Origin of the sequence: Actinospica sp. (genome assembly GCF_035552695.1) — a bacterium.
Taxonomy (GTDB): domain Bacteria; phylum Actinomycetota; class Actinomycetes; order Streptomycetales; family Catenulisporaceae; genus Actinospica.
In genome coordinates this window covers 69,260-94,905 of sequence record NZ_DASZKT010000197.1, presented here as the reverse complement: position 1 = coordinate 94,905, position 25,646 = coordinate 69,260, and the positions used below count along the sequence as shown (strand labels likewise).

25 protein-coding genes are annotated in these 25,646 nt (G+C 70.5%); 10 read left to right on the top strand and 15 right to left on the bottom strand.

All coding sequences use genetic code 11. The annotated features are described in order from the left end of the window. Window positions 1-3 precede the first annotated feature (3 nt). Window positions 4-468 (top strand): AAA family ATPase, encoded by a 465-nt coding sequence (locus VG296_RS22780; protein WP_325568860.1) that lies wholly within the window; start codon window positions 4-6, stop codon window positions 466-468. Window positions 469-585: 117 nt separating this feature from the next. Then, window positions 586-933, top strand: a complete 348-nt coding sequence (locus tag VG296_RS22775; RefSeq protein ID WP_325568858.1) for a hypothetical protein — start codon at window positions 586-588, stop codon at window positions 931-933. Window positions 934-1,416: 483 nt separating this feature from the next. On the opposite strand, the gene VG296_RS22770 is transcribed toward VG296_RS22775, so the two are convergent. Then, the gene (locus tag VG296_RS22770; protein ID WP_325568856.1) at window positions 1,417-2,031 is read right to left on the bottom strand and encodes a histidine phosphatase family protein; all 615 of its coding nucleotides are present in this window, start codon (window positions 2,029-2,031) and stop codon (window positions 1,417-1,419) included. A gap of 82 nt (window positions 2,032-2,113) precedes the next feature. On the opposite strand from VG296_RS22770, the gene VG296_RS22765 reads away from it, so the two are divergent. After that, the gene (locus tag VG296_RS22765) at window positions 2,114-2,761 is read left to right on the top strand and encodes a class I SAM-dependent methyltransferase (RefSeq protein ID WP_414641126.1); all 648 of its coding nucleotides are present in this window, start codon (window positions 2,114-2,116) and stop codon (window positions 2,759-2,761) included. A 43-nt stretch (window positions 2,762-2,804) separates the two neighbouring features. Here VG296_RS22765 and VG296_RS22760 read toward each other — a convergent pair whose 3' ends face one another. The 3 genes from VG296_RS22760 to VG296_RS22750 form a co-directional block, all read right to left on the bottom strand. Further along, a complete protein-coding gene (locus VG296_RS22760) occupies window positions 2,805-3,722 on the bottom strand; it encodes an SAM-dependent methyltransferase (protein ID WP_325568852.1) in 918 nt (305 codons plus the stop codon). 225 nt (window positions 3,723-3,947) lie between these two features. Continuing rightward, window positions 3,948-4,184 carry a DUF397 domain-containing protein gene (locus VG296_RS22755; protein WP_325568850.1) on the bottom strand — a complete coding sequence of 79 codons (237 nt, stop codon included), beginning with the start codon at window positions 4,182-4,184 and terminating at the stop codon, window positions 3,948-3,950. A 295-nt stretch (window positions 4,185-4,479) separates the two neighbouring features. Continuing rightward, window positions 4,480-4,920 (bottom strand): ATP-binding protein, encoded by a 441-nt coding sequence (locus VG296_RS22750; protein WP_325568848.1) that lies wholly within the window; start codon window positions 4,918-4,920, stop codon window positions 4,480-4,482. Window positions 4,921-5,250: 330 nt separating this feature from the next. Here VG296_RS22750 and VG296_RS22745 point away from each other — a divergent pair, with 330 nt between their 5' ends. Continuing rightward, a complete protein-coding gene (locus VG296_RS22745; protein ID WP_325568846.1) occupies window positions 5,251-6,123 on the top strand; it encodes a helix-turn-helix transcriptional regulator in 873 nt (290 codons plus the stop codon). A gap of 132 nt (window positions 6,124-6,255) precedes the next feature. Here VG296_RS22745 and VG296_RS22740 read toward each other — a convergent pair whose 3' ends face one another. The 5 genes from VG296_RS22740 to VG296_RS22720 form a co-directional block, all read right to left on the bottom strand. After that, window positions 6,256-7,383, bottom strand: a complete 1,128-nt coding sequence (locus VG296_RS22740; protein WP_325568844.1) for a prenyltransferase — start codon at window positions 7,381-7,383, stop codon at window positions 6,256-6,258. Then, window positions 7,380-8,093: a class I SAM-dependent methyltransferase gene (locus tag VG296_RS22735; protein ID WP_325568842.1), complete on the bottom strand. Its 714-nt coding sequence runs from the start codon at window positions 8,091-8,093 to the stop codon at window positions 7,380-7,382. Before VG296_RS22735 ends, VG296_RS22740 begins: the two co-directional genes overlap by 4 nt. Continuing rightward, complete coding sequence (locus VG296_RS22730; RefSeq protein WP_325568840.1) at window positions 8,087-9,361, bottom strand: glycosyltransferase family 4 protein; 1,275 nt, start codon at window positions 9,359-9,361, stop codon at window positions 8,087-8,089. Before VG296_RS22730 ends, VG296_RS22735 begins: the two co-directional genes overlap by 7 nt. Before the next feature lie 326 nt (window positions 9,362-9,687). After that, on the bottom strand, window positions 9,688-9,927 hold the full coding sequence (locus VG296_RS22725; RefSeq protein ID WP_325568838.1) for a hypothetical protein: 240 nt from the start codon (window positions 9,925-9,927) through the stop codon (window positions 9,688-9,690). A gap of 132 nt (window positions 9,928-10,059) precedes the next feature. Next, on the bottom strand, window positions 10,060-10,488 hold the full coding sequence (locus VG296_RS22720; RefSeq protein WP_325568836.1) for a MarR family winged helix-turn-helix transcriptional regulator: 429 nt from the start codon (window positions 10,486-10,488) through the stop codon (window positions 10,060-10,062). 129 nt (window positions 10,489-10,617) lie between these two features. On the opposite strand from VG296_RS22720, the gene VG296_RS22715 reads away from it, so the two are divergent. Together VG296_RS22715 and VG296_RS22710 are read left to right on the top strand one after the other, a co-directional pair. Beyond that, a complete protein-coding gene (locus VG296_RS22715) occupies window positions 10,618-12,084 on the top strand; it encodes an MFS transporter (protein ID WP_325568834.1) in 1,467 nt (488 codons plus the stop codon). A 93-nt stretch (window positions 12,085-12,177) separates the two neighbouring features. Beyond that, window positions 12,178-12,834 carry a hypothetical protein gene (locus VG296_RS22710; RefSeq protein ID WP_325568832.1) on the top strand — a complete coding sequence of 219 codons (657 nt, stop codon included), beginning with the start codon at window positions 12,178-12,180 and terminating at the stop codon, window positions 12,832-12,834. Between the two features lie 72 nt (window positions 12,835-12,906). Here VG296_RS22710 and VG296_RS22705 read toward each other — a convergent pair whose 3' ends face one another. Further along, window positions 12,907-14,547, bottom strand: coding sequence for a S53 family peptidase (locus VG296_RS22705; protein ID WP_325568830.1), 1,641 nt, complete (start codon window positions 14,545-14,547; stop codon window positions 12,907-12,909). A gap of 215 nt (window positions 14,548-14,762) precedes the next feature. Here VG296_RS22705 and VG296_RS22700 point away from each other — a divergent pair, with 215 nt between their 5' ends. The 3 genes from VG296_RS22700 (at window position 14,763) to VG296_RS22690 (ending at window position 17,642) form a co-directional block, all read left to right on the top strand. Further along, window positions 14,763-15,584 carry a Nif3-like dinuclear metal center hexameric protein gene (locus VG296_RS22700; RefSeq protein ID WP_325568828.1) on the top strand — a complete coding sequence of 274 codons (822 nt, stop codon included), beginning with the start codon at window positions 14,763-14,765 and terminating at the stop codon, window positions 15,582-15,584. Between the two features lie 84 nt (window positions 15,585-15,668). Further along, window positions 15,669-16,409 carry a zinc ribbon domain-containing protein gene (locus VG296_RS22695; RefSeq protein WP_325568826.1) on the top strand — a complete coding sequence of 247 codons (741 nt, stop codon included), beginning with the start codon at window positions 15,669-15,671 and terminating at the stop codon, window positions 16,407-16,409. A 51-nt stretch (window positions 16,410-16,460) separates the two neighbouring features. Continuing rightward, window positions 16,461-17,642 (top strand): bifunctional RNase H/acid phosphatase, encoded by a 1,182-nt coding sequence (locus VG296_RS22690; RefSeq protein ID WP_325568825.1) that lies wholly within the window; start codon window positions 16,461-16,463, stop codon window positions 17,640-17,642. An 8-nt stretch (window positions 17,643-17,650) separates the two neighbouring features. On the opposite strand, the gene VG296_RS22685 is transcribed toward VG296_RS22690, so the two are convergent. Further along, window positions 17,651-18,433 (bottom strand): peroxide stress protein YaaA, encoded by a 783-nt coding sequence (locus tag VG296_RS22685; protein ID WP_325568823.1) that lies wholly within the window; start codon window positions 18,431-18,433, stop codon window positions 17,651-17,653. Window positions 18,434-18,581: 148 nt separating this feature from the next. On the opposite strand from VG296_RS22685, the gene VG296_RS22680 reads away from it, so the two are divergent. After that, the gene (locus VG296_RS22680) at window positions 18,582-20,030 is read left to right on the top strand and encodes a glycosyltransferase family 87 protein (protein ID WP_325568821.1); all 1,449 of its coding nucleotides are present in this window, start codon (window positions 18,582-18,584) and stop codon (window positions 20,028-20,030) included. A 101-nt stretch (window positions 20,031-20,131) separates the two neighbouring features. On the opposite strand, the gene VG296_RS22675 is transcribed toward VG296_RS22680, so the two are convergent. From VG296_RS22675 to VG296_RS22660, 4 genes are all read right to left on the bottom strand, one after another. Beyond that, window positions 20,132-21,505 (bottom strand): glycosyltransferase 87 family protein, encoded by a 1,374-nt coding sequence (locus VG296_RS22675; RefSeq protein ID WP_325568887.1) that lies wholly within the window; start codon window positions 21,503-21,505, stop codon window positions 20,132-20,134. Between the two features lie 163 nt (window positions 21,506-21,668). Next, a complete protein-coding gene (locus VG296_RS22670; protein ID WP_325568819.1) occupies window positions 21,669-22,934 on the bottom strand; it encodes a hypothetical protein in 1,266 nt (421 codons plus the stop codon). Between the two features lie 119 nt (window positions 22,935-23,053). Beyond that, window positions 23,054-24,628: a cobyric acid synthase gene (locus VG296_RS22665; RefSeq protein WP_325568818.1), complete on the bottom strand. Its 1,575-nt coding sequence runs from the start codon at window positions 24,626-24,628 to the stop codon at window positions 23,054-23,056. Next, entirely contained in the window at window positions 24,621-25,577 is a 957-nt protein-coding gene (locus VG296_RS22660; protein WP_349259664.1) for a cobalamin biosynthesis protein, read from the bottom strand. The genes VG296_RS22665 and VG296_RS22660 overlap by 8 nt, the downstream gene beginning before the upstream one ends. Between the last annotated feature and the right edge of the window lie 69 nt (window positions 25,578-25,646).

The following is a 25,646-nucleotide window of genomic DNA, read 5'->3' as shown; positions in this document are numbered from 1 at the left end:
GACGTGAAACGTGTGCTGGTCACAGGCATGTCGGGGGTCGGAAAGACCACGTTGTTGGACGAACTCGCCCTGCGCGGCTACCCGACCGTCGATACCGACTACGGCGATTACTACGAGGTGCTCAACGGCGAGAGGCTGTGGCGCCACGACCGGATCGAAGCGCTCCTGCGCTCAACGCCGAGCCATGGCAAGCAAGTGCTGTTCGTGCAGGGCACCACACGGAACCAAGGGGAGTTCTACTCATGGTTCGACCACATCGTGCTGCTCACCGCCCCGACCGCGGTTCTGGTCGAGCGCCTCACCACCCGCACAAAGAATCCGTACGGCAAAGATCCGGCCGAACTCGCCGAGACCCTGCAGTATGTAGGGACGGTCGAGCCGCTGCTGCGGAAGTCCGCCACACTTGAAGTCGTCACGACCGTGCCGGTATCGACGGTCGCCGACATCGTGTTGGCGCACGTGAGCTGACGGCGCATGTATCGATCGAGTGCGCAGTTCAGACGCACGCCTGCGGAACGCGCCGATCAGGTGCTGTCGTGGCGCCGTGACGACCTTCGGTTCTTCGCAGCCGGGGCATGCCATATCTTGGCGTTCGCGTTCCTGGAGGCATATCCGGCGGCGGGATTCCGAACAGTCGGGCTCTGGGCACACGGCCGCGCGCATCCGATGCACGCGTATGTCACTGACGGAGACTGGGCCTTCGACTTCCACGGCTGGACACTGGCGGACGAACTACGGGCCGTCACACGCGCCGCCGAGCCGGACGCCGAATACGAGCAGCGATCGATCGACACCGACCTCTCCACCTTCTGTCGCGAGCACAACCACCGCGACCGGCCTTGCTACGCCTTTGACCCCTGGGAACGTGCCCTGCGGTACATCGCGCAGTTCTCGACGCCCGACGAACACCGCGCGACGCTGAACTCCAGGTAGCTTGGACTCCCGACCAACCAAACCGCACTGGCCGAGCTGAGACACAAGCAGCACGGACACATCGACAGATCGCGCAACGAGGTCTGGCCGCGCGGGCCCGGTACCCGGCGTTTGATGTTCCCGTTCGCGTCACCGCACGGGATCTCGGAACGTCAGCGGCGGGGGTCGCCGTAGGTGTCGTGGAGCGAGCTCTGCGAGCGTGCGACGCCGTAGGCCTTAGCGCGCAGCGCGTTGCCCGAGGGAGCGCAGCGACCGTAGGGCTAGGGGTGGGCGGGTGGGGATAGCCAGCGCAGCGACCCCTCGGCCCGAACGAGGCCCGATGCGAAGCGAAGCGAAGCATCGGGCCGTAGGCAGGGCCGAGCACCAACCGCAGGCCGCCGATGCGGATTGAGAATTGTATGAGCCGGGCGCCGCTTTGTTGTCACGGTCGCGGAGCGGCGATTTTGATCACGGGAGGCGGGACGACGTCGCAGGCCTCAGCCCTTAGCGCGGGACTTCGTTCCAGCGGCTCAGTACGGGGACGTCGTGTTCGAAGCCGAGGCGGGAGACGGACGCGGTGTCCAGCTTCAGTCTGCTGCCTTCGCGGGCGGGCAGGCCGATCCAGCGGGCGGCGAGGATGCGCAGCAGGTGGCCGTGGGCCACGAGGGCGACGTCGCCGTCCAGCGCCTGCGCGCCCTGGACCAGGGGCAGGACGCGGGCGATGACGCGGTCGCAGCGTTCGCCGACGTGCTCTACCGCCTCGCCGGGGAAGCCGTCGGGGCCGCCGGGGATGACGCCGTCGTGCCAGAGGTACCAGCCGGGCCGGGCCTGCTGGATCTGCGCGGTGGTCATCCCCTCGTAGCCGCCGTAGTCCCACTCCCACAGGTCCGCGTCGACGCCGTCCAGGCTCACGCCCGCCAGCTTGGCGGTCTCCTGGGCGCGCTGGGCGGGGCTGGACCAGGCGGCGGCGATTCGGACGCCCTCCTGGGCGAGCAGCCTGCCCGCGGCGACGGCCTGGTCGCGGCCCTGGTCGGTCAGCGGCAGGTCGGTGCGGCCGGTGTGCCGACCGTCCCTGGACCACTCGGTCTCGCCGTGGCGCAGCAGGATGATCTCTCCCATGCCAGCACCGTATCGGTTCTGCCCTGACTACGCAGTACGACGATTGCTGTGAAAAGGTGGGGTCATGCCCTCGCCGATGCAAATGCAGCAGCAGTCCTGGCGCGCGCCGGACATCGATCCGATCCTGTGGAAGGCCTTCGTCGAGACGCCCGGCTTCATGCCGCACGAGGAGGCGCGGGCGCTCTACGCGGCGGCCGCGGCGGGTGCGGCGGTCGGCGACCTGGTGGAGATCGGCACGTACCAGGGGAAGTCCGCGATCCTGCTCGCGGGGGCGGCGCGCGCGGGCGGACGGATGCTGCTGACGGTGGACCACCACCGGGGCTCGGAGGAGCACCAGCCGGGCTGGGAGTACCACGATCCGGAGCTCGTCGACCTGGCCGTCGGGCTGATCGACACGCTGCCGTTGGCGCGGCGCTCGATCGCGCTGGCCGGGGTGGAGGATTCCGTCGTCCTGGTCGTCGGGCGTTCGGGCGACGTCGCGCGGCTGTGGCACGGCACCGCCGGATTCGTGTTCATCGACGGCGGGCACACGGACGAGGCGGCGCGGACCGACTACGAGGGCTGGGCGCCGAAACTGGCGGCCGGCGGAGTGCTGGCGATCCACGACGTCTTCCCGGATCCCGCGGACGGCGGGCAGGCGCCGTACCGGATCTACCTGCGGGCGCTGGAATCCGGGGACTTCGAGGAGATCGAGGGCGAGGGCTCGCTGCGGCTGCTGCGGCGCCGCTGACGAATAACCGACGTGGCGTCAGGGCACCCGCACGACGACCGCCTTACGCGTTCTTCTTGTACAGCACGCCGCCGAGAGTCGCCGCGCGCTCGGCCATCTCCGGGCCCGGGCCGTCGTCCCAGGTCGGTTCCTCGGGCGGGGCGTCCTCGCGGCGCCACAACGGCAACTGAACCAGGCCGGGCTCGATGAGCATGTGCCCGAAGTCGCCGAGGAGCTCCGCGACCTGCTCCTCGGAGCGCGGCGTCAGGCCCAGCTTCTCCTGCGCGGACAGCAGGTGCACGCCCTCGTCGATCTCCGGCACGCCCACCTCCTGCACGTGCTGGAAGGCGACCATGCTGCCCGGCGGCAGCCAGTCCATCAGCGTGCCCAGCGCGACCTTCACGTCCGCGGGATCCCTGATGTAGTCGAGCATTCCGAACAGCAGCACGCCGACCGGGCGGTCGAGCTCGAGGTGCCCGACGACCTTCGGGTCGGTCAGCACCCAGCGCGGCTCACGGAAGTCGCCCGCCACCACGGTCACATCGCTGCCGGGCCGGCCGACCAGCAGGGCGCGGGCGTGCGCCAGGGTGATCGGGTCGTCGGCCACGTACACGAAGCGGCAGGTCGGGTCGACGTCCTGGGCGATCTGGTCGTGGCTGTTGGCCACCGTGATCGCCGTGCCCAGCTGCAGGAACTGGGTGATGCCCGCACCCGCGAGATAGCGCACCACGCGGCGGCTGAAGGCCTCCACGGCGCGGGCGCTGATCACCGCGTCCGGCCTGGCCTTGAGCAGCACCGCGACCGCGTCCCGGTCGGCCTGGTAGTTGTCCTTGCCGCCGATCAGGTAGTTGTACATGCGGAACGGGTGCGGCACCGTCGGATCGATCTCCGGCGGGTCCCAGTCCGCGGCGATGGACATCGACCAGTCCGCCGCGGGCGGGGGCTGGACGCTCTCGAACTCGGATTCGGGGGATCCCGTCATCTACGCCTCCCGGGCAGCGCGGTGCCGGGGCCACCGCCTGCACCTGTGTCCTGACATGATAATTCGTCAGAGCCCGCCGGGGAACAGTCTTCGCGATGCAAATTGCACGGCGCGCCACACGTATACGTGCTCGAATACTGCGGGGCAAAGCGGCTTGCCCCGCTCCGGCGGTCCAGGAGCGGGGCAAGCCTGTCTGGGGCGGCTTGTGCAGCCGTCTGGATAGCGTCAGGCCAGGTCGTCGAACTCGCCGTCCTTGGCGCCGGCGAGCAGGGCGGAGATCTCCGCCCGGGTGTAGACCAGGGCCGGACCCTGCGGGTCGCGCGAGTTGCGCATGGCGACGCTGCCGTCCGGCAGCGCGGCGAACTCGACGCAGTTTCCCTGGGAGTTGCTGTAGCTGCTCTTACGCCAGGAAGCGCCGACGAGCTCGGTCGCCGCGGTCCCGTTCGCTGGTGTGTAGGGCATGGATGGGCTCCTCACTGTTCTCTTCGCTGATCTTCGAGTGCTGCTGTTTCCCTGCTCTTGGACCATAGCGCCGATGCCGATGCCGATGCACGTGCATCGGCTAAAGAATCTGCAAATACGCCTGCAGTTTCCGGTGCACATGGGGGCGCGTATGGGGGCGCACGAAAGAGTGAGTGCGCCTGAGAATGCCTATATCAAAGTGCGAATCACGATGACGGCCGCGCGGATATCGCCGTGCGGCCGGCGGGCGGCGAGCAGAGACTCAGGGCCCGGATTCCGGGTGCAACGGTGCGACTCAGAGGTCGAATGCCGCCCAGACGGCCTTGCCGTCCGGCAGGTCCTCCCAGTCCCACTCCGCGGCCAGCGCCTCGACCAGGACCAGGCCGCGGCCCGACTCGGCGGTGTCGGCGGCCTCCTCGGGCATCGGCGGCAGCGGGCTGCAGTCCACCACCCGGCAGGTCAGCCGGCGGCCGTTCAGGTCCAGCTCGAGCCGGATCTTGTTGTCGCCGCAGTCGACCGCGCCGGTGTGCAGCAGGGCGTTGGTGACCAGCTCGGATACCACCAGGTCGACGTCCTCGACCAGGTGCGTGAGGCGCCAGTCGGTCAGCATCGTGCGAGCGGACCGCCGTGCGCGTCCGGCCGACTCGGGGACCGGGTCGAGCCGGAAGGCCGCGGTGCGTACAATGTCGGCCGGGAGAACCGCTCCGCAGGTGTCTGCGGACGTCGCGAGCGCCATGGATGCATCCGTAGAGGTCGAGGGCCATTCCTGGGGCCCGCCGCTCGCCCCCGTTGCGGGTGACGGGTCGTCGGGTCCGGTGTTGCAGGCGGTGCAATTGCGCGGGATCCCGGGCAGGGCCCGGACGATCGGCGTCTGTATCAGCATTCGCCTGTTCCCTCCAGATTGCAAGCGTCGATGCAAATGCCGATGAAGCTTGTGCCGATGCACATGCATCGTAGCGCCGATGCGAGCCTGTGTACGGCATCTTCGGCAAAGCCTCTTCAAATAGCCCTGACCAGGTGGCAAACTTGCGGGCACAGGCACTCGAGGGCGGGAGAAGTAAGACGCATGGACGGCGCGGGCGACAGTTCCACCGTGCGCCGGATCCTGCTCGGAACGGTGCTGCGCAAGTTGCGCGAGGCTCAAGGCGTCTCCATGAAGGAGGCGGGGTACCACATCCGCGGCACCGAGTCGAAGATCAGCCGGATGGAGACGGGCAAGGTCTCGTTCAAGGAACGCGACGTCGCCGACCTGCTCACCCTCTACGGCGTGACCGACGACAAGGAACGCGAGCAGATCCTCAACCTCGTCAACGAGGCGAACTCGCTCGGCTGGTGGCACACCTACAGCGAGTCCCTGCCCAACTGGTTCGAGGCCTTCGTCGGTCTGGAGACCGCGGCCTCGATCGTGCGTACGTACGAGGTGCAGTACATCCCCGGGCTCTTGCAGTGCCCTGAGTACGTGCGCTCCGTGGTGCGCGCGAACCGCAGCCTGAGCCAGGACGAGGTGGACCGCCGGGTGGAGGTGCGCGTGCGCCGCCAGGACGTACTGAACCGTCCGGGCGCGCCGGTGTTCTGGGCCGTGCTGGACGAGGCGGCGCTGCGCCGGCCGATGGGCGGCGTGGAGTCCATGCAGCCGCAGATCGAGTACCTGATCGAGAAGGCCGACCAGCCGAACGTCACGATCCAGCTGTTGCCCTTCTCGGTCGGCGCGCACGCGGCCGAGGGCGGCGCCTTCGCCATGCTGCGCTTCGCCGAGCAGGAGCTGCCCGACGTCGTCTACCTCGAGCACCTGACGGGCGCTCAGTACCTCGACCGGCCCGAGGACGTCGAGCAGTACGCGCGGGTGATGGACCGCATCTCAGTGGACGCGCTCACTCCCGAGGACACGCTGAACGCGCTCAAGCAGTTCGCGATGCTCTCAACACGCCGGTCCCGTTAACCCCGCCAGCCCGAGCAGCGAACTGCCGGTCTCGATCGCCATGGCAGCACTCGTCGAACTCCCCCTGGCAGCGTTGTGCCGGCGAATGGCCTTGAGTGCTGACACCCGGCCCGCCGAGTGACCGGGGTGGCCTCAGCTTGTCAGGAGTCCTAGGGCGTCGGTCCGCCGATCCGGGGCGTCGGTGCGTCGCGCGACGCCCGGTAGGCCCGCGGGGAGAGCCTGGCCGTCGAAGACCGTGCGGGTTGCTGGTTCGCCGCCTAGTACGGCGAGTGCGAGCACGAGGGAGCCTGCGGTCCAGGAGGTCTTTTCCTCGGGCCAGATGGCGTAGTCGGGGTAGACGTAGCCGGTCCAGTAGAGGCCGTCCCGGTCGCGGAGGTGGGCGGCGTCGGTTAGGAGTCGGCGGGCTCGGTGGGTGTGTCCGATGGCCCACAGGGCGATGCAGAGTTCGAAGGTTTCGCCTCCGGTGACCCAGGGCCGGTCGTCGACGCAGCGGGTGCCGAGGCCGGGGACGACGAACTGGTCCCAGCCGGAGTTCAGGCGTGCTTCGGCGGCCGGGCCGCGCAGCGCGGTGCCGAGGACGGGGTAGTACCAGTCCATCGAGTAGCGGTGTTTGGCGGCGAAGACCTCTGATGCCGGTTGGCCGGCGAAGCCGCCTGCGGAGGCGACTGTGTGGCCGAGCCGGAGTGCGGCGTCGGTCCACTGCGCGGCGAGCCGTAGTTCGCCGATGTGCCGGGCGATCGCGATCGCGCAGCGCAGTGCCTGGTAGATCGAGCTGCAGCCGGTCAGCAGCGCCTCGTTGGTGTCAGGGTTCCAGCGGATCGCGCCGTCGGTGCGTTGGAGGGTGAGTACGAACTCGACCGCTTGGCTCACGGTGGGCCACAGTGCGGTCAGGAACGCGTCGTCCCGGGTGATCAGCCAGTGGTGGTAGGCGCCGACGGCCAGGTACGCGGTGAAGTTCGCATCCTTGGTCTTGTCCGAGGGTTCGGCCGCGCCGTCGGGGGTGTCGGTGTAGTTCGCGTACCAGGAACCGTCGGAGTTCTGGCGGTCCGCCAGCCAGCGGTAGGCGTATTCCGCGGCGCCGGTGCGGCCGACGGTGTCCAGCGCCATCGCGGATTCGACGTGGTCCCACGGGTCGGTCTTGTCTCCGTGGAACCACGGGATCGAGCCGTCCGGGCGCTGGATCCCGGCGATCGCGGCCGCCGTGCGCTCGACCTGGGGAAGGTCCAGGATCCCGGCGCGCGCCAGGATCTGCGCGTTCACGGGCGCTTGTTCGCGTAGACGACCAGGCTTTTGCCGAGTATCGGGTTGAGCACCGTCTCGCTGACGCGCGTGGTCTTCGGGCCCTTCATGATGTCCCAGACCAGCAGCTTGTGGTAGCTCTGCACGAGCTTCGAAGCGTCGTTGTCCACCCCGACCGCGCACTTGAGCCACCAGTACGGCGCGTGCAAGGCGTGCGCGTGGTGCGAGGCGTAGGGGGCGAGTTTCACCTCGCGCAGCCGAGCCATGATCTGCGAGCGCTTGTAGATGCGCACGTGCCCGCCCTCGACCTCGTGGTACGCGTCGGACAGCGCCCAGCAGACCCGCTCGGGCAACCAGCGCGGCACGGTCACCGCGAGCTTGCCGCCCGGCTTGAGCACCCGCTCGAGCTCCGCGAACGCGCGTGCGTCGTCCGGCAGGTGCTCGAGCACCTCGGCCGCGACCACCTTGTCGAAGCTCGCGTCCGCAAACGGCAGCCTGTACGCGTCCCCGCGCACGGCGAGCGACGTCGCGCCCGCCGGCACCTCCCCGGCCTCGCGCATCGCCGCGAACATTCCGCCGACCGACTCCATCTCCGACATCGAATAGTCGAGCGCGACGACGTGCGCCCCCTTGCGCAGCAGCGCGAAGGAGTGCCGGCCCGCGCCCGCGCCGAGATCGAGCACCCGTTCCCCGGGGACGATCGGGAAGCGGTCGAAGTCGACGGTCAGCATGCCTTCTCCATCTCCAGCGTTGCGCGGTAGCGCTCGGCGGTGGCGATCGCCGCGGCCCGCCAGGTGAACCGGGTGACGGCGCGCTCCCGGGCCGCCGCGCCCAGCACCGCCCGCAGATCCGGGTCGCCCAACAGCTTCGACAGCGCCGCGGCCAGCGCCTCCGCGTCCCCCGGCGGCACCGCGAGCGTCGTCTCCCCGTGCACGCCCGCGACCTCGGGGATCGCGCCGCCGGTCGTCGAGACCAGCGGCAGGCCGACCGCCATCGCCTCCACGGACGGCAGCGAGAAGCCCTCGTACAGCGAGGGCACGCAGCCGATCTCCGCGGAGCGCAGCGTGTCGACGAGCTCTTCCTCGCTCAGCCCGGACACGAAGCGCACCCGTCCGGTGAGCCCGTACCGCTCGATCGCCCGCTCCACCGCGCCGCCCGGCTTCGGCCTGCCGATCACGGTCAGCTCGGCGTGGTCGTGCTCCGCGCACACCTTGGCGAAGGCCTCGACCAGCACACCGAGGCCCTTGAGCGGGGAGTCGGCGCTGGCGGTGGTGACGATCCGTCCGGGCACCTTGGGCACCGCCGGATCCGGGCTGAACCGGCGCACGTCCGTGCCTATCGGAATCGTGCTGATCCGCTCCGGGAGCACCCCGTAGTGCTCGCTGATCTGCGCCGCGGAACTGGAGGAGACGGTGATGACCTCGGGCAGCCGGCGGGCGACCCGGCCCTGCATCCGGGTGAACCCGTACCAGCGGCGGGTGGTGATCCGCTTGAGGCCGGTCGCCGCCGCGAGGTCGAGCGCGCGGTCCACCTGGATCGGGTGGTGGATGGTGGCGATCGTCGGCAGCCCGAGCCGCGGCAGCCGCAGCAGTCCGTAGCCGAGGCACTGGTTGTCGTGTACGAGGTCGAACTCGGCCCGCCGCCGGGCCAGCAGCCGGGCGGCGCGCAGCGAGAAGGTGTTCGGCTCGGGGAAGCCCGCGGTCCACATCGTGCCGACCTCGAGCAGGTCGATCAGGTCGCGGTACTCGCGCAGCCTCGGGGTGCGGAACGGGTCAGGCTCGCGGTAGAGGTCGAGGCTGGGGACCGGCGTGAAGCGCACGCCCTCGTTCAGCGCGGGATAGGGCTGCCCGGCGAAGACCTCGACGGTGTGGCCCAGCGCGACGAGTTCGCGGGCGAGATTCCTGGTGTAGACGCCCTGGCCGCCGGAGTAGGGATTGCCCCGATAGCAGAGCAGCGCGATCCGCAGCGCTTCGGCGTCGAACGCGGCACCTCGTGTCACGCCCGGCTCCTCGCTACCCGTCGCCCTCCGGCGCGCCACGTGGCGGCCCTGACGCTCGCCGATCCTATCGTTCGCAGATACTACCAGCCGGTAACTAATCAGTCCCGGCGCTCGCCGGCCGGAGCGAGATCACCCATCGGGGTGACGGATCGCGGTGCGGGAGGGGCGAGGGCGCCGCACCCCCGGACGCGCGAACCCCCGCCCCGGACGGATTTCGCCAGGGAACGGGGGACGCGTGCGGGCCCAGGCGTGCGGCCTGGACGTTTCGTGCGCAGTGCCGCGGCGATCGCGCGCGGCCCTCCGCGAGGGGGCGACTCGGGGAGGCGCTAGAGCAGGCCGCCGAGCAGGTCGCCGACGATGTGGACCACGTCGACGATCACGTCGCCGAGCAGACCGCGGTGCGGGCAGGGGGCCTTGTCGTGATCGTCGTCGGCGTGCACGACGGCGGTCACCTTCGACGCCGGTGCGGGCGCGGCCGACGCCGCGGCCGGGCCGGCCGCGACGGCCAGGGCGATGCCGAGCGCGCCGCCGGCGGTGGCCAGTCGGCGCACGAGGGTGCGGGTCATGGAAATCCTCCGAACTTTTTCGGCCGAGGCCGAGACACTGATCGACCGTCACGTTCCAGCCGTCCATGTCCGGAAAACTATGATTAGTCCGTTCGGCAGGCCCACATTAGGCCGTCCGGTAGCCGAGATCGCTCAGTCGGCCCTGTTCGGGCTCATCTTCCTGAGCAGGTCGCGCAACTGGAGCCGCTCCGGGTGCTCGAGTCCGCGCAGCGGCTCGGCGGCGAAGTTCAGATCGGCCCAGACCCGCGCGGACAGTTCGGTTCCCGCGTCGGTCGGCGCGATCAGCTTGACCCGGCGGTCCTGCGCGGCGACGCGCCGCTCCACCAGGCCGCGCTTCTCCAGCCGGTCCACCAGGCCGGTCACGTTCGAGGGCTCGCAGCGCAGCCCGACGGCCAGCCTGCTCATCGGCCGCGGCTCGGTCACCACCAGGGCGAGCAGCCGCGCCTGGGCGCCGGAGAGGCCGTGCACACCGGCGGCGGCGTCGTAGTCCGCGAAGAAGCGCGTGGTCAGCTCCCCGAGGGCGGTGATCACCTCGAGGTCGAGCGGGTCGCGGCGGGTCATGACTCCAGAGTAGCTCAAAGGTTAAGGAACTGAAATATTTGACGGCCCGCGCTTCTGCCCCCTAGGGTTACTTCAGCTGCTGAACCTTTCTGTTGCTGAAGCAACCTACCCGAACGCGAAGGAACGAAGATGACCGCGACCGTGCCCGAGCGCCGCGTGGCGCCGGCCGCCTCCCCGGCCGTGCCCGTGCGGGGCGCGAAGCCTGGCCTCATCCTCACCGCGCTGGTGCTGGCGATGCTGGCCTTCACCGTCGTGCAGACCTCGGTGGTGCCGATCCTGCCGACCCTGGCGTCGGCGTATCACCTGACCACGGCCACGGTCGCCTGGGTGATGACCGCGAACCTGCTGGCCGCCGCCGTGCTCACGCCGCTGCTCGGCCGGATGGGCGACCTCTACGGGCGCAAGTGGGTGCTCGTGCTCTCGGTCGGCGGCCTCGTGCTCGGCTCGGCGCTCGCCTTCTCCGTGCACAGCTGGACGGTGCTGCTGATCGCCCGCGTGCTGCAGGGCCTCGGCGGCGGAATCCTGCCGCTGGCCATCGCCGTCATCCGGGACGAACTGCCGCGGGAGAAGGTCACCGGCGCGGTCTCCCTCGTCTCCGCCTCGCTCGGCGTCGGCTCCGGCCTGGCCATGGTCGCCACCGGCTGGCTGATGCAGCACTGGACCTACCAGACGGTCTTCCTGATGGGCCTGATCCTCGGTGTCGTCGCGCTCGTCGCCGTGCTCGCCGCGATCAAGCACGACCCGGTCGAGGACCGCGACGGCGGCATGGACCCGCTCGGCACCACCCTGCTCGGCGTCTGGCTCAGCGCCCTGCTTCTCGCGCTGTCCGAGGGCGAGACCTGGGGCTGGGGCTCGGCCGCCGTCATAGCCCTGTTCACCGGTGCCGTGCTCGGCCTGCTGCTGTGGGTCTTCGTCGAGCTGCGCACCAAGCACCCGCTGGTCGACGTGCGGGTGCTGGCCAAGCCCGCGGTGGCCGTGCCGAACATCTCCGGGTTCTGCGTCGGCTTCGTCATGTACGCCTCGTTCACCATGCTCGCCGACTTCACCCAGACCCCGAGCCTGGTCGGCTACGGCTTCGGTGCGACGATCCTGCACTCCGGCATCCTGCTGCTGCCCTCGGCGATCGGCTCCTTCCTCGGCGCCCCGATCGGCGCCCGGATGATCCGGACCACCGGACCGAAGCTGCCGATGGCGCTCGGCGGGCTGCTGGCCGGCGCGGCGCTGCTGTTCCTCGGCTTCCAGCACGGCAGCCAGGGCGACGTGTACGCGGCCTCCGGGGTGATGGGCCTCGGTATCGGTCTCGCGTACGCCGCGATGCCGGCCTACATCAACGGCGCGGTACCGCCCGAGCAGGCCGGCATCGCCAACAGCGTCAACGCCGTGCTGCGGACGGTCGGCGGCGCGGTGGGCACCGCGGTCGCCGGAGTGATTCTGAGCTCGAAGACGATCAGCGCCGCGCTGCTCGCGCACACCCCGCTGGCCGGGATGTCGCTGCCGACCGCCGGCGCGTACCAGACCGCGTTCATCGTCTGCGGCGTGCTCGGCCTCGGTGCCGCGGTGGTCCCGTTCCTGCTGCGCGCCAAGCGGAACGCGTAGCGCGACGCGTAAGGCGTTGACGTTCGCCTCGCCCTGCCCCACCATGGAGCCCTTTGGTTCTCAGTAGTTTCGGGTTTCATCGGGAGGGACGAGATGTCTGAGATAGACCCCTGGGCGCTGCCCCAGGGCGGGGCGAACACGGTGGGCGCGGGGATTCCGGGGGTGGCCCCGCAACCGGTGTTCCAGCCGGCGGCGCCGCTGAACAGGACACTGCCGATCGTCGTGATGGCGCTCGGCGTGCTCTATGTGCTGGTCAGCCTGATCGAGGTCTTCGTCGTCAACAACGAGGTCTCGTTCCTCAACTCGGTCGACCTCACCAACGTGACGCAGGATCAGCTCAACCAGGCGCAGAGCGATGACAACGCGATCTCGACGGTGTCGGTGCTCGCGTTGGTCGTCTTCCTGGGCACGCTGGTCGCGATCGGTGTCTGGCAGCGCTCGCTCAACCGCACGCTCGGCTCCGTCGGTGCCCGCCGCGCGGTGTTCAACCGGGCCGGCTACAGGTACTTCCGCGGCACCTGGTTGGTCTCGATCCTGTTGTCGGTCTTCCTGCAGGCGACGACGAACAGCAACAACGTGAACTCCGTGCAGGACGCGATCAACCACGATCACGAGCTGATGCTCTACTACGGCCTGCGGGCTGTCGTCGGCGTCGTGCTCATCTTCTTCGCCTTCCGGCTCAAGAAGATCTCCGAGGAGGGCGTCGCCCGGCTCAGCGGCGGCGGGTACCTCGGCGGCGCGCACCTCTAGAAGCGCTGGAGACGAGGGGGCGGGCGCGGCTCCCTGGGAACCGTGCCCGCCCTTGTCTCGAGTGCTTACCGCTTACAGCTTGTCGGCGATGAACTTGCCGCCGTTGTACGAGCCCCAGCCGGTGACCTTGTCATAGCCGGTGCCCGCGCTGTACCCGCCGTTGCTGCCGCTGGTGACGTCGTGCATCACCGTGGAGTACAGCGAGCCCTCGCCGATCGGGTAGAGGAACGAGTTCACGTAGCCGAACTTGGCGCCGCCGAGGTCGGTGGCCGCTGTGTCGTAGTCGGCGATGAACGCGGCCCAGTTCGGCGCGGCGGCACTGGTGCCCCACACGCTGTACCAGCCGCCCTCGACGTAGACGTGCCACGGGCTCGAGTCGGAACCGGCCGCGGCCACGTCCGGGACGTCGCGGTAGGCGCCGGAGTTCACGGCCGTCTGGTAGGACGGCGTCTTGAACTCGACCGAGATGCCGCCGCCGCTGCCCGACCACGCGGTCTCGCTGGACCACGCTCCGGAGGAGACGGTCACCGTGGTGCCGCCGACGCCGGAGACGTAGGTGTCGGAGGCCGGGTAGTCGACCGACAGGCTGGAGCCGTTGTCGTCGGCACCGGAGTCACCGGAGGCCGCGAACATCGACTGGCCCTGGGCCGCCATCTCCTCGAAGTCGGCGTCGTCGGAGGAGAGGTTGTTCTCCTGGGCCTCCGGCTCGCCCCAGCTGCTGGAGACCGCGGTGGTGTCCGCGCTGGCCAGCGCCGAGTAGAGGGCGACCTCGCCGGCGTCGGAGTTCGGCGCCTCGTACACCTTGATGGTGGCCTTCGGCGCGAGCGCGTAGTCCACCTCGATGTCGAGCTCGTCCTCGTCCTCGCCGGAGGTGTCGGTCGTGCCGCCGTCCACCTTGACCACGCTGGCCGCGGTGACGCCGAGGCTGTAGTTGCTGTTGTACTTCGCCACGTCCGACGCGGTGTACGCGGAGAACTCGGCGAGCGCGATCGTCTTGCCGGAGCCGTTGTAGCTGTCCGTCGAGATGTCCGTGCTCAGGTTGTAGGCCTCACGCGCCGTGGTCGGCGTCAACGTGGTGCCGGCGTGCGCGGTGACCGCGTTGGAGCCCGCGGCCGCCTTGTGCGCCAGCGACACGTGCAGCGCCTCGGTGTTCATCCCCGACACGTTGCCGACCACCGCCGCGATGCCGGCCGGCAGCGACGGCGCGGCGGAGTTCGCGTGGAAGGTCTGGGTAGCGGTCTTGTAGGTGCTGATCGAGACGTTGAACGCCTTCTCGACCTGCGCCGCGGTGCCGGCGACCGCGACCGTCAGGTGGTTGCCGGTCAGTGCGCCGACCGACAGGCCCTCGGACTTGAGGTACGAGGTGACCTGGTCGATCTGAGCCTGCGTCGGGGCGTATTCGGCCACGAACTGCCGGACGGTGAGGTAGTGCTTGTACTGCGCCGACTTGGCGTCGGAGACGGACCTGACGAACGCGTCCAGCTGGGACTTGTTCCGCAGGTTGAGGCTGACCTCGAGGCCGATCTTCTCGTTCGAGGCGACGGCACCGGTGCGGGTGGCGTGGGTGCCGGCGATGTCCGCGGCCGCCGCGTCCGCGAGCACCACGCGGCCGTTGGCGGCCGGGGTGACCGTCGCGTTCGCCGCGGGTACGGCGAGCGCGAAGATCGGGAGCGGGGCGACGAGCATGCCGAGTATTCGAAGGTTTACTTTCACGATCCATTCCTGTGGGTAGGCGGAACAGAAGGGAGCGCCACCGCGGGCTACTGGGCCCCAAGTGGGAGTCAGAGCCCGATGAACGGTGGTTCGCCATGACGTTAGCGCGGTGCGGCCGGTGCGGAAATAGCCGTCTGCGCACCGAAAAATAAGATTTTTCTCATCAAGATGCGCCTGCGGACCGCAGAATCTCCGGGCCGTTAGACTCCGTCGCCATGCCCGAACTCGCCGAGCTCCTCGCCGTCCTGGACGCCGCCTATCCGCCCGCGCACGCGCAGTCCTGGGACGCCGTCGGACTGGTCTGCGGGGACCCCGGAGCGCAGGTGGACAAGGTGTTGTTCGCCGTCGATCCGGTGGACGCGGTGCTCAACGAGGCGCTGGAGTGGGGCGCGCAGCTGCTCGTCACGCACCATCCGCTGCTGCTCAAGGCGGTCAACGGAGTTCCGGCCACGAACTTCAAGGGGCGAAATGTCCACCGTCTTATTCGCGGCGGTTGCGCGTTGCTGACCGCTCACACCAACGCGGACGTCGCCCGCCCGGGCGTGTCGGACGCGCTCGCCGAGGCGCTCGGACTGAGCGTCGGCGACCCGATCCTGCCGCTGCCGGCAGACGCGACCGGACGACTCGGTCTCGGCCGCTACGGCGAGCTGCCCGAGGCCGAACCGCTCTCCGCGTTCACCGCGCGCGTCGCCCGAGCCCTCCCGGCGACCGCCTCCGGGGTGCGCGCCGCGGGCGATCCGGACCGGCCGATCCGCCGCGTGGCGGTGTGCGGGGGAGCGGGCGACGACCGCGAGCTGCTCGCCGCCGTGCGCGCGGCCGGCGTGGACGCGTACGTCACCGCGGACCTGCGCCACCACCCGGCGTCCGAGGCGATGGAGGACGCGCGCTTCGGCGGCGGGCCGGCGCTCGTGGACGTCGCGCACTTCGCGAGCGAGTGGCCTTGGCTTTCCGTGGCCGCGGGGCTGTTGGCAGGCGGTACGGTAGAGACGCGAGTCTCCACGCTCGTCACCGACCCGTGGACCGCGCACAGCCGCTGAGCCCCTGGCAGTACGGCAGGCAGAACGGCAGCACCTGCACCGTGACATTTGAAGAGCGTGAACCGAGCCGAGGAGCACCGCCACGTGAATGCCGAGCCCGCCGACCAGTTGCGCCTGCTCGATCTTCAGACGCTGGACTCCAAGCTGGACCAGCTCGCGCACCGCCGCCGCACGCTGCCGCAGCTCGGCGCGCTGCAGGCGCTGGAGACCAAGCTCGGCCAGCTGCGCGACGTGCACGCCATGTCCGCGGCCGCCGACTCCGACCTCGCCCGCGAGCAGGCCAAGGCCGAGGCGGACGTGGACCAGGTGCGGGCGCGGGCCGAGCGGGACCGCAAGATGCTCGAGTCCGGCTCCGGCAGCGCGAAGGACCTGGAGAACATCCAGCACGAGCTCGAATCACTGGCCAGGCGGCAGGCCGACCTCGAGGACGTGGTGCTCGAGGTGATGGAGAAGGTCGAGTCCTCGGCCGCGCGCACCGCGAAGATGGCCGCCGACCGCAGCGAGGTCGACGGCGACCGGGAGCGTGCCGCGCACGCGCTCGCGCAGGAGCAGGCCGGCGTGGACAAGGATCTCGAGTTCGCGCGCAGCCAGCGCGAGGTCGTCGTCAAGCAGATCCCGGCCCCGCTGCTCGGCCTCTACGACAAGCTGCGCGCCCAGTACGACGGCGTGGCCGTGGCGGCGATAGTCAGGCGGCGCTGCCAGGCCTGCCAGATCGAGCTGGACATCGCCGAGGTCAACGCGGCCAAGTCGGCGTCCCCCGACACGCTCCTGCGGCACGACTCGTGCCGCCGGATCCTGGTGCGTACCGCGGACTCCGGGCTCTGAGTCATAAGGCCCGAGTTCCAAGTTCCGAGTTCTGCTCACTCTGGATCGGTCATGCGAACCCTGATCGTCGAGGCGGACGGCGCCTCCCGCGGCAACCCCGGCGCCGCCTCGTACGGCGCCCTCGTCCGCGACGCGGCCGGCGAAGTGCTCGCCGAGGTCGCCGGGGCGCTCGGCACCGCGAGCAACAACGTCGCCGAGTACCGCGGCCTGATCGCCGGTCTCGAGGCGGCCGCCGCGATCGACCCCGCCGCGCGGGTCGAGGTGCGGATGGATTCGAAGCTGGTGGTCGAGCAGATGTCCGGCCGCTGGCAGGTCAAGCACCCTGACCTCAAGCCGCTCGCCGACCGCGCCCGCGGCGTGCTGCCGCCCGAGCAGGTCGGCTACGCGTGGATCCCGCGCAGCCAGAACAAGCACGCCGACCGGCTCGCCAACCAGGCCCTCGACGCGGCCGCGAAGGGCCAGGTCTGGCAGCCCCGGACCCCGCCGCCGCCCGCCGCCGCCCCGACCGGTGCCTCGACGAGTGCCGCGACCGGCGCCCCGACCGGTGCCTCGACCGGTGCCGCGTCGACCGATACCGCGTCCGCCAAGGTGGCCTGGTCGCCCGATCTCGGCCGTCCCACCCGGCTGCTGCTGCTCCGGCACGGCGTGACGCCGCTGACCGTGCAGAAGCGCTTCGCGGGCATCGGCGATCCCGAGCTCATCGACGCGGGCCGCGAGCAGGCGCGTCGCGCGGCCGAACGGCTGCGGAACGACGAGCGCTACGGCCCGATCGACGTGATCGTCGCCTCCCCGCTGCGCCGCGCGACGGCCACGGCCGAGGCGGTGGCCAAGGCGGTCGGCCTCGACGTGCTGCCGGAGCCGGGCTTCCTCGAACTCGACTTCGGGCGCCTCGAGGGCCTGTCCTTCGCCGAGGCGAACGATCAGTACCCTGCCGAGCTCGCCGCCTTCCTCGGTTCCCCGGACGTGGCCCCGCCCGGCGGCGAGACGGTGACCGCGCTGGCCCGGCGGGTCGGTGAGGCCAGGGACCGGATGCTCGCCCGCTATCCGCGGCAGACCGTGCTCGTGGCCACGCACGTCACCCCGATCAAGGCGCTCGTCTGCCAGGCCCTCGGGGCCCCGCTGACCGCGGTGAACCGGATGGAGCTCAGCCCGGCCTCGCTGACCGTCATCGACTTCTACAACGACGGCCTCGCCAACGTCCGCTGCGTCAACGACGTCTCGCACCTCGGCTGAGCCGGACCCTAGAGCTCGCTCACCACGATGTCGATCGCGGTCGGCGCGTCCGGCTTCGCGCTCTCCGGCCCGCTCTCGACGACGTAGCCCAGTTCCCGGACCACGTCGATGAACTCCTCCGGCTTGCGCGGCTGCTGACCCGTCTCCAGCAGCGCGCGGGCGAGCCTGCCCTTGGTCGCCTTGTTGAAGTGCGAGACGACCGTGCGCTTCACCACTCCGCCGACCTCGCGCTCGTGCAGCACCCGGACGGTCACCGCGTTCGACCCCGGAGCCCACAGCCCCCCGTACGCGCCGGAGCGGAGGTCCACGACCAGTTCGTCGCCGACGTGTCCGGCCAGCGGCTCACGCAGCGCCCTGCGCCAGGCCGTCGACACCGAGCCGACCCGTGGCAGCTTCACGCCGGCCGAGCAGCGGTAGTGCGGGATCCGATCGTCCGGCCGCAGGACGCCCCACAGCCCGGAGAAGATCAGCACGTGATCCAAGATCAGACCACGGTGGCGCAAGGTAGGCAGATCGAGTGCGTCGTACAGCACGCCGGTGTACACGTCCGCCGCCGGCCCCGCCGGAGCCCGCCGGATATCCCGATCGTGTCCCAATTCGGCGGACTGGCCCTCGCTCAGGCCCAGCGCCTCCAGCGCCTTCCCGGCCGGCCCGCGGCACAGCCGGACCAGCGCGTCACGGAGCGCCGCGCGGGTCGGCGCGAGCTCCGGAAGTGCGAGGGAACCGAGATCGGCCGGGTCGACGTCACTCGGGAAAGCCTTGGACTCCGATGGTGGAATGAAGATAAACATCGTGGAACGGTTCCGTCATAGATCGCTGGACTGGCGGCCCCACCTTAGCCGGAAACCGTATGATGCCGCTGGTCCGCCACCGAACTCTGCGCGCCCGACGGTCCGTCAGGGTCCCGGCCACCACGCCCCCGGGGAGAAGAAGGCCCAGATGAAAATGTCGTTGACCAAGCGGCGCGTGATCACGGCGCTGGCCGTTTGGTTCGTGACCCGGGCCGTGCTGTACCTCGTCGCGACCGAGCACTTCATGGGGAAGTACGGCAAGGAGAGCGTCGGCGACGTCAGCATCTACCTCAAGTGGGCGCAGGACTCGCTGTACTACGGTCACATCCCGCACGACACCGAGTGGCAGTACCCGCCGCTGCTGGCGCCGATCCTGGTCTTCCCGGAGTGGCTCTCGCACACCATCGGGATCCACTATCTGACCGGGTTCACGGCGATGACCTTCCTCGCCGACTGCGTGATCACCGCGATGCTGGTGTGGACCGCGACCCGCCGCGACACCTGGTCGGGCCCCTGGTACTGGATCCTCGGCGTGCCGCTGCTCGGCCCGATAGTGTACGGCCGCTACGACGTATTCCCGGCGCTCTGCGTCGTGGTCGCGCTCGCGCTGCTCGGCAAGGGCCTGCCCGTCGTCCTGGCGGACGGCAGCAAGGGCCGGCAGCTGAACCAGCGCCGCTGGGTGGCCGGCATCCTGATCGGCTTCGGCGCCGCGATCAAGATCTGGCCCGGCCTGGCCGTGTTCGGCATGCCGCGCGCCAAGCGCGGCTGGCAGGCGATCGCGACCATCATCGCCTCCGTCGTCGGCTCGATCGCCGTGATGTCGATCTTCTTCAGCGGCACGCTCAGCTTCATCGGGAACCAGGGCAACCGCGGCATCGAGATCGAGTCGATCTGGGGCATCCCCTTCGTGCTCGGCAAGCGGCTGCACCTCGACCACGTGGTCACGACCAAGGTCGTCTACGGCTCGTACCAGGTCGTCGCGGACGGCCACGGCCTTATCTACTACATCGTCTCGCTGATGTACTACGTGGCCCTGGCGTCGATGGTCTGCGGCTTCGGGCTGATGGTCTACTGGTGGTGGCGCAAGAACTGGCGCCCGGCCGTGATGGCCGACGCCACGTTCGTCGCCACCCTGGTCATGATCGTCACCAGCCGGGTGATCAGCCCGCAGTACCTGATCTGGCTGCTCGCCGTCGCCGGCTTCTGCCTGCTCTACAAGGACACGACCCAGCGCCGCAGTTCGCTCCTCGTGCTGATCTGCCTCCCGCTGACCCAGTACGAGTTCCCCTTCGCCTTCCAGGACCTGCTGCACGCCCACCTGGTCGTCACGCTCGTCGTCTGCCTGCGCGACCTGCTGCTCGTGCTCGCGACCTACTTCGGCTTCCACGACCTGTGGGTCTCCACCGTCGACGGACCCTTCCTGCCGCCCCGCCTGCGCGCCCTGATCTCCCGCGGCGGCTCCTCGGCCGACAAGTCCGCCACCGAGCCCGCTGCGGCCTCCGCAGCCGCCTCTGTGGTGGTGCCGGAGCCCACGCGGCACGCCGACTCGGTGGACGTCGAGGCGGACGAGGTCGAGTCCGAGCCCGCGAGCAAGTAGCACCAGGACCGACCGCAAGGCGGCGACCGCAACGCGCAAAGGCGCCCGGCCCTCGATCGAGGGCCGGGCGCCTTTGCGCGTGTGTACGGGGTCCGGCTCGGTCAGCAGCGGCGGGGGAATCCGACTCCCGCCGAGGCCTCCTTGGTGAGCCGCTCCATCGCGGCCTGATCGCGGGCGTCCGCGGCGGGCTGGTCCGCACGGGGGCGGGGCTCGACGGCGGAGCCCGGATCGCGGCCGTCGGCCCGCGCCGCCGGGCGGCCCCGGCGGAGGGCGAAGATGAGCAGCGTCACCAGGCCCACCCAGACGTACGCGCTGCCGATGATCTGCTCCCACCAGCCCCAGCCGAGCTCGAGGTTGTCCTGGTGCGGGAACCACATCTGCGGCTCGGAGAGGAACACGGCGGTGACGGCCACGGCACCGGCGAAGTAGCGCCAGCCCTGGGTCGGCCGCAGCCGCCAGCCCTTGACGAGGGCGCACATGAGCACGGGCGAGGCCCAGACCCAGTGGTGCGACCAGGAGACCGGCGAGACCAGCAGTTCCGTGCACGCGGCCAGCGCGACGAGCGTGACCGGCTTGCCCTGCTTGGCGGTCTTGAACAGGGCCACGATCGCGGCCAGCCCGATGACCGCGCAGCAGGCGAGCCAGACCAGGTTCTCGGTGGTGCCGGTCAGGTGGGCGCGGAACAGGACGCCCGAGATCGACTGGTTGCTGGAGAAGTCGTGCAGGCCTATACGGCTCGTGTCGAAGACCGTGGACGTCCAGTACTGCCGCGAATCGTGCGCGCAGAAGACGAAGCCGAGCGCCGTGGTGACGAAGAAGCCGCCCAGGGCGCTCAGGCAGCCGCGCCAGTCCCGGCGTGCCACGAAGTAGAGCAGGAAGACCAGCGGCGTGAGCTTCAGCGCCGCGGCGACGCCGGTGAGGGCGCCGCGGGGCCAGCCGACCCTGCGGCCGCGGATGGTGAACCAGGTGCTCGGCAGCAGGCAGTCGAAGGCCACCAGCGCCATCAGCACGATGTTGATCTGCCCGTACGCCAGCGTCGTGCGAACCGGCTCGACCAGTACGGCCAGCGGCAGCATCGCCGCGGCGAGCTTCCACGAGCCGCGGCCCGTGGCCAGCTTCGCCGCGCGCAGGAACAGCGCGAGCACGCAGATGAACAGGCTGAGGCTGACCGCCGTCATCACCACGCCGGCCGCGGTGGTCGACAGCATCGCGAGCGGCGCCATCACCACGGCCGAGATCGGCGGGTAGGTGAACGGTTCGAGCATCCCGTTCGTGATCGGCGGCAGCGGGCCGTAGAGCGCCTTGCCGTGCATCCATGCCTGCGCGCCCACGCGGTAGACGTCCAGGTCGAGTCGGTATACGCCGAAGTTCAGCGAACCTTTCTGGTAGGTGAGCAGACTCACCACGAATACCAGCGCGACGAGCGCGACGAGCACGATCTGACGCTGGGTCGGTCGGCGCCGGACGGCCAACATGCTCACCCGCATCCACCCCCTTCGGTGCGCCCCGGCACAGGGCGTGTTCTGATCGTGAAACACCGTTGATGGTAGCCGACCCCGGAGTTGCGCTCCTTACCGGCACCACCCGGGCGCCCGTCGGTACCACACGTGCCCCACCGCGGGCCGTCTACGCCCCGGTTCAGCCTCTCATCAGCCGCTTGGCCGTGGCCTTGCGGGCCGCCGTCGAGCGGGTGGCGAGCCTGAGCAGCGGGATGCTCACACTCGGCGAGGATCCGCCCGTCTGGGTGACGCCGAGGGTGGCCGCGGAGGGGCCGCCGCCGATCCGCACCCGATAGTCGAGCCCGGGCCAGCCGACGACCGCCAGCCCGTCGGCCACGCCCAGCTCGGCGACCTTCGTTCCGTCCTGCTCCAGTGCGGCCACGGAGCGCCCGGTCGGTGCGACCGTCGCCTGCCCTATCTGCGACTCCGCGCTCGCCACCAGCGCCTTCGCGGCGTTCAGCGCGGTGTACGGCACGCCGCTCGAGCCGGGCATGCCGAGCACGACGCCGAGGATGGTCAGCCGGTGCGAGCCGACCGTGATGTGCGCGGAGAACAGCAGGCAGGATCCGGCGGCCGCCGTGGTGCCGGTCTTGATCCCGTCGATGCCGTACGAGCCGAGGTCCCGGTTCACGTTGTAGATCGTGCCGGCCACCGGGATCACCGCGCTGTCCTCGGCGACGATCGTGGTCATCGCCGGGGCGGGCTGCACCGCCTCCGCCAGCTTGAGCAGGTCGGCCATCGTGGAGACGGTGCTGTACGCGAGCCCGGCCGGGTCGGTGTAGTTCGTCCCGGTCAGGCCGAGGGTGCGCGCCTCCTGGTTCATCTCGGTCAGGAACGCGCCGACCGAGCCCCTGTCCCACATGGCGAGGATGTCGGCCATGTTCCCGGCCGAGGCGAGCAGCAGCGCCTCCAGGGCCTGCCGCTCGGTGATCCGCTCCCCGGGGTCCGTCTCGACGGCCGACTCGTCCGCGGCGATCGCCGCGGAGTACGTCTCCGCCATGGCCTTGCTGAGCGTGATCGTCGGGCCCGAGGAGGTCGCGGTCAGCGGATGGTCCCGGAGGATCACGTACGCGGTCATCGTCTTCGCGATGCTCGCGATGGCCCGCCGCGCGGTCATGCTGCCGCTGTGCCCGAGCAGCCCCATCCCCTCGACCTCGATCGCCGCGCTGCCCGAGGACGGCCAGTCCAGGTTCAGCCTGCCCGGGTAGACGAAGCGGCTCGACGCCGTCTGCACGAGCTCCGTCACCGCCGCCGGCTCGCCCCGCGGATCGGCGGCGGTGACCGTGTGGCCGGGCTGATAGCCGCGCCCGCCGACGGCCAGCGACCACGAGGCCGCGCCAAGGGTGCCGAGGATGGCCAGTACGAACCCTGCGATCAGGCTCGGCCGGCTGCCGAAGTCGCCCACGTACCCCTCGTCTTTCTTCGTTTGTCGCCCCGCGTGCCCGCGCCGCCCGGTCGGTACAACGCCGAAACCGGTCTAGTGGTTTCGGCCTGTACGAATCTTCATGTACTTATGAGATCCCATCAGATCCACCTGAAGCGATTGTTGGACCGACGCGCCGATCCGGGCGGCAGCAGGGCGAGCCCGGGGGTCGGGCCGTGCTCGATGAGCCGCAGCAGGGCGGCGGTGTCCACGTATTCGTCGACCGCGTCGGCGAGGCGGTCGTACTGGGCCGTTCGGGCGGCGGCGAACTCCGCACCGGAACGCGGGCGCGGGCCGGCGACCCACTCCAGCAACGCGGTACGGAAGGCGTCTGATTCGAGCGCGCCGTGCCACAGGGTGCCGAGGACGCGCCCGGAGCGGCAGCCGTCCAGGGCGGCCGAGGCGGGGTCGGCGGACTCTGTCATGAAGGGCTCGCCGCCGAACGCCTCGACGAGGCCGTGGTGGATCTCGTACGCCGTGGTGATCGGCGCGCCGAGGGCGTGGCCGGTCGGGCGAGCCAGTGTTTTGCGTTGCGCGAACGTGGTGCGCACCGGCAGCAGGCCGAGGCCCTCGACGTGGCCGGCGCCGCTCTCGACCTCGTCCTCGATGGCGTGGCCGAGCATCTGGTAGCCGCCGCAGACGCCGAGGATCGCGCCGCCCTTGGCGTGCCGGGCGAGGATCGCGTCCGCGATGCCTCGAGCCCTGAGCCACTCCAGGTCGGCGACGGTGGACTTGGTGCCGGGGATCAGCACGAGGTCGGCCTCAGCGATGCCGCGCGGGGACGTGGTGAACGAGACTTCGACCCCTGGTTCGAGGCGCAGCGCGTCCACATCGGTGAAGTTCGACACGCGCGGCAGATGCACGACGGTCACGCTCAGCGGCGCGGCACCCGGCAGCGGCGGTTGCGCGGCGATCGGACCCGCGGCTTCCAGCGTGAGCGAGTCCTCGGCGTCGATCCACAGGTCTCGCAGGTACGGCAGGACGCCGAGCGTCGGTCGTCCGCTGAGCTCGTGGATCATCTTCAGCGCCGGATCGAGGAGTGCCGGATCGCCGCGGAAGCGGTTGATGACGAACGCTGAGATCAGGGCTTGGTCCTCGGGTTCGAGCAGCGCGACGGTCCCGTGGAAGGCCGCGAACACGCCGCCGCGGTCGATGTCCCCGACGACGACGGTCGCGAGCTCGCGGGCGCGGGCCAGGCCGAGGTTCGCGAGGTCGCCCTCGCGCAGGTTGATCTCGGTCGGCGAACCCGCGCCTTCGCAGATCACGACGTCGTACTCGGCACGCAGCGAGTCGTACGCGTCCAGCACGTGCGCGCGCAGCTCGCGCTTCAACTCCTGGTAGGAGAGCGCGTCCGCTTCGGCGTACGGACGGCCCAGCAGCACGACCTGGCTGCTGCGGTCGGAGCCCGGCTTGAGCAGCACCGGGTTCATCCGCGGGTCCGGCGTGACGCCCGCGGCGGCCGCCTGCATCGCCTGCGCACGGCCGATCTCGGCACCCTCACCGGTGACCGGATTCACGCAAACGGCCGAGTTGTTGGACATGTTCTGCGCCTTGAAGGGCGCGACGGAGACGCCCTGCCGCGCGAGCCAGCGGCAGATTCCGGCCGTCACCACGGACTTGCCGGCGTCGGAGGTCGTGCCCGCCACCAGCAGGCTGCCTCGAACGCGCTCAGCCATGCCGCAGACCCCTGCGTCCGAGCACCGCGCCCGCCGCCAGCAGCACGGCCGCGCTGGTGCCGACCGCCTTCGAGAGCCTGTTCGCCCGGGCGATGTCGAAGCCGCGCGGAGCCCGGCCGTTGCCGAGCTGCGGACGCTCCTCCACCCGCGAGCCGTACACGTTCTGCCCGCCGAGCCGCAGCCCGAGCGCGCCGGCAGCCGAGGCCTCGCAGTGCCCGGCGTTCGGGCTCGGGTGGCTGCGCGCGTCGTGCCGCAGCACCTGCCAGGTCTGCTGCCGCAGCCCGCCCACGGTCGGCGCGGCGGCGACCGTGAGCAGCCCGGTCAGCCGTGCGGGCGCGAGGTTCAGCACGTCGTCGAGTCGCGCCGAGGCCCAGCCGAAGTTGCGGTAGCGCTCGTTGCGGTGGCCGACCATCGCGTCCAGCGTGTTCGCCGCGCGGTACGCCAGCAGTCCCGGCGTGCCGGCGACCGCGCCCCAGAACAGCGGCGCGACCACGGCGTCCGACGTGTTCTCGGCCACCGACTCGATGACCGCTCGCGCCAACGCCGCTTCGCCCAGCCCGCGCGCGTCCCGGCCGCACAGCCGCGGCAGCCGCTCCCGCGCCCCCGGCAGGTCCCCGTTCTCGAGCAGCTCCCCGATGGCGTCCGCCTCCCGGCGCAGCGAGCTCGCTCCGATCACCGTCCACGCGGCGGTGGCGGTCGCGGCCAGGGCGAGTCCGCGCCGTCGCCCGATCGCCCGGTCCACCGCGACGCCGAGCGCGGCGGATCCGCCCACGCACACCGCCGTGTAGAGCACGCCTCGGGCGCGCGAGTCCGCGTAGCAGACCTGTTCGAGCTTGCGCGCGGCCCGGCCGAACAGTGCGACGGGATGCCCGCGCTGCGGGTCGGCGAGTATCGAGTCGGCCGCGTAGCCGGCGAGGAGACCGGCCGCTAGGGCTGTGGCGGAGGCCATGGTGGTGGCGGTCTGCTTGCTCACCCGGGGATCGTAGCGACTGGAGGCTGACTTGGATGCCCCCGGCCT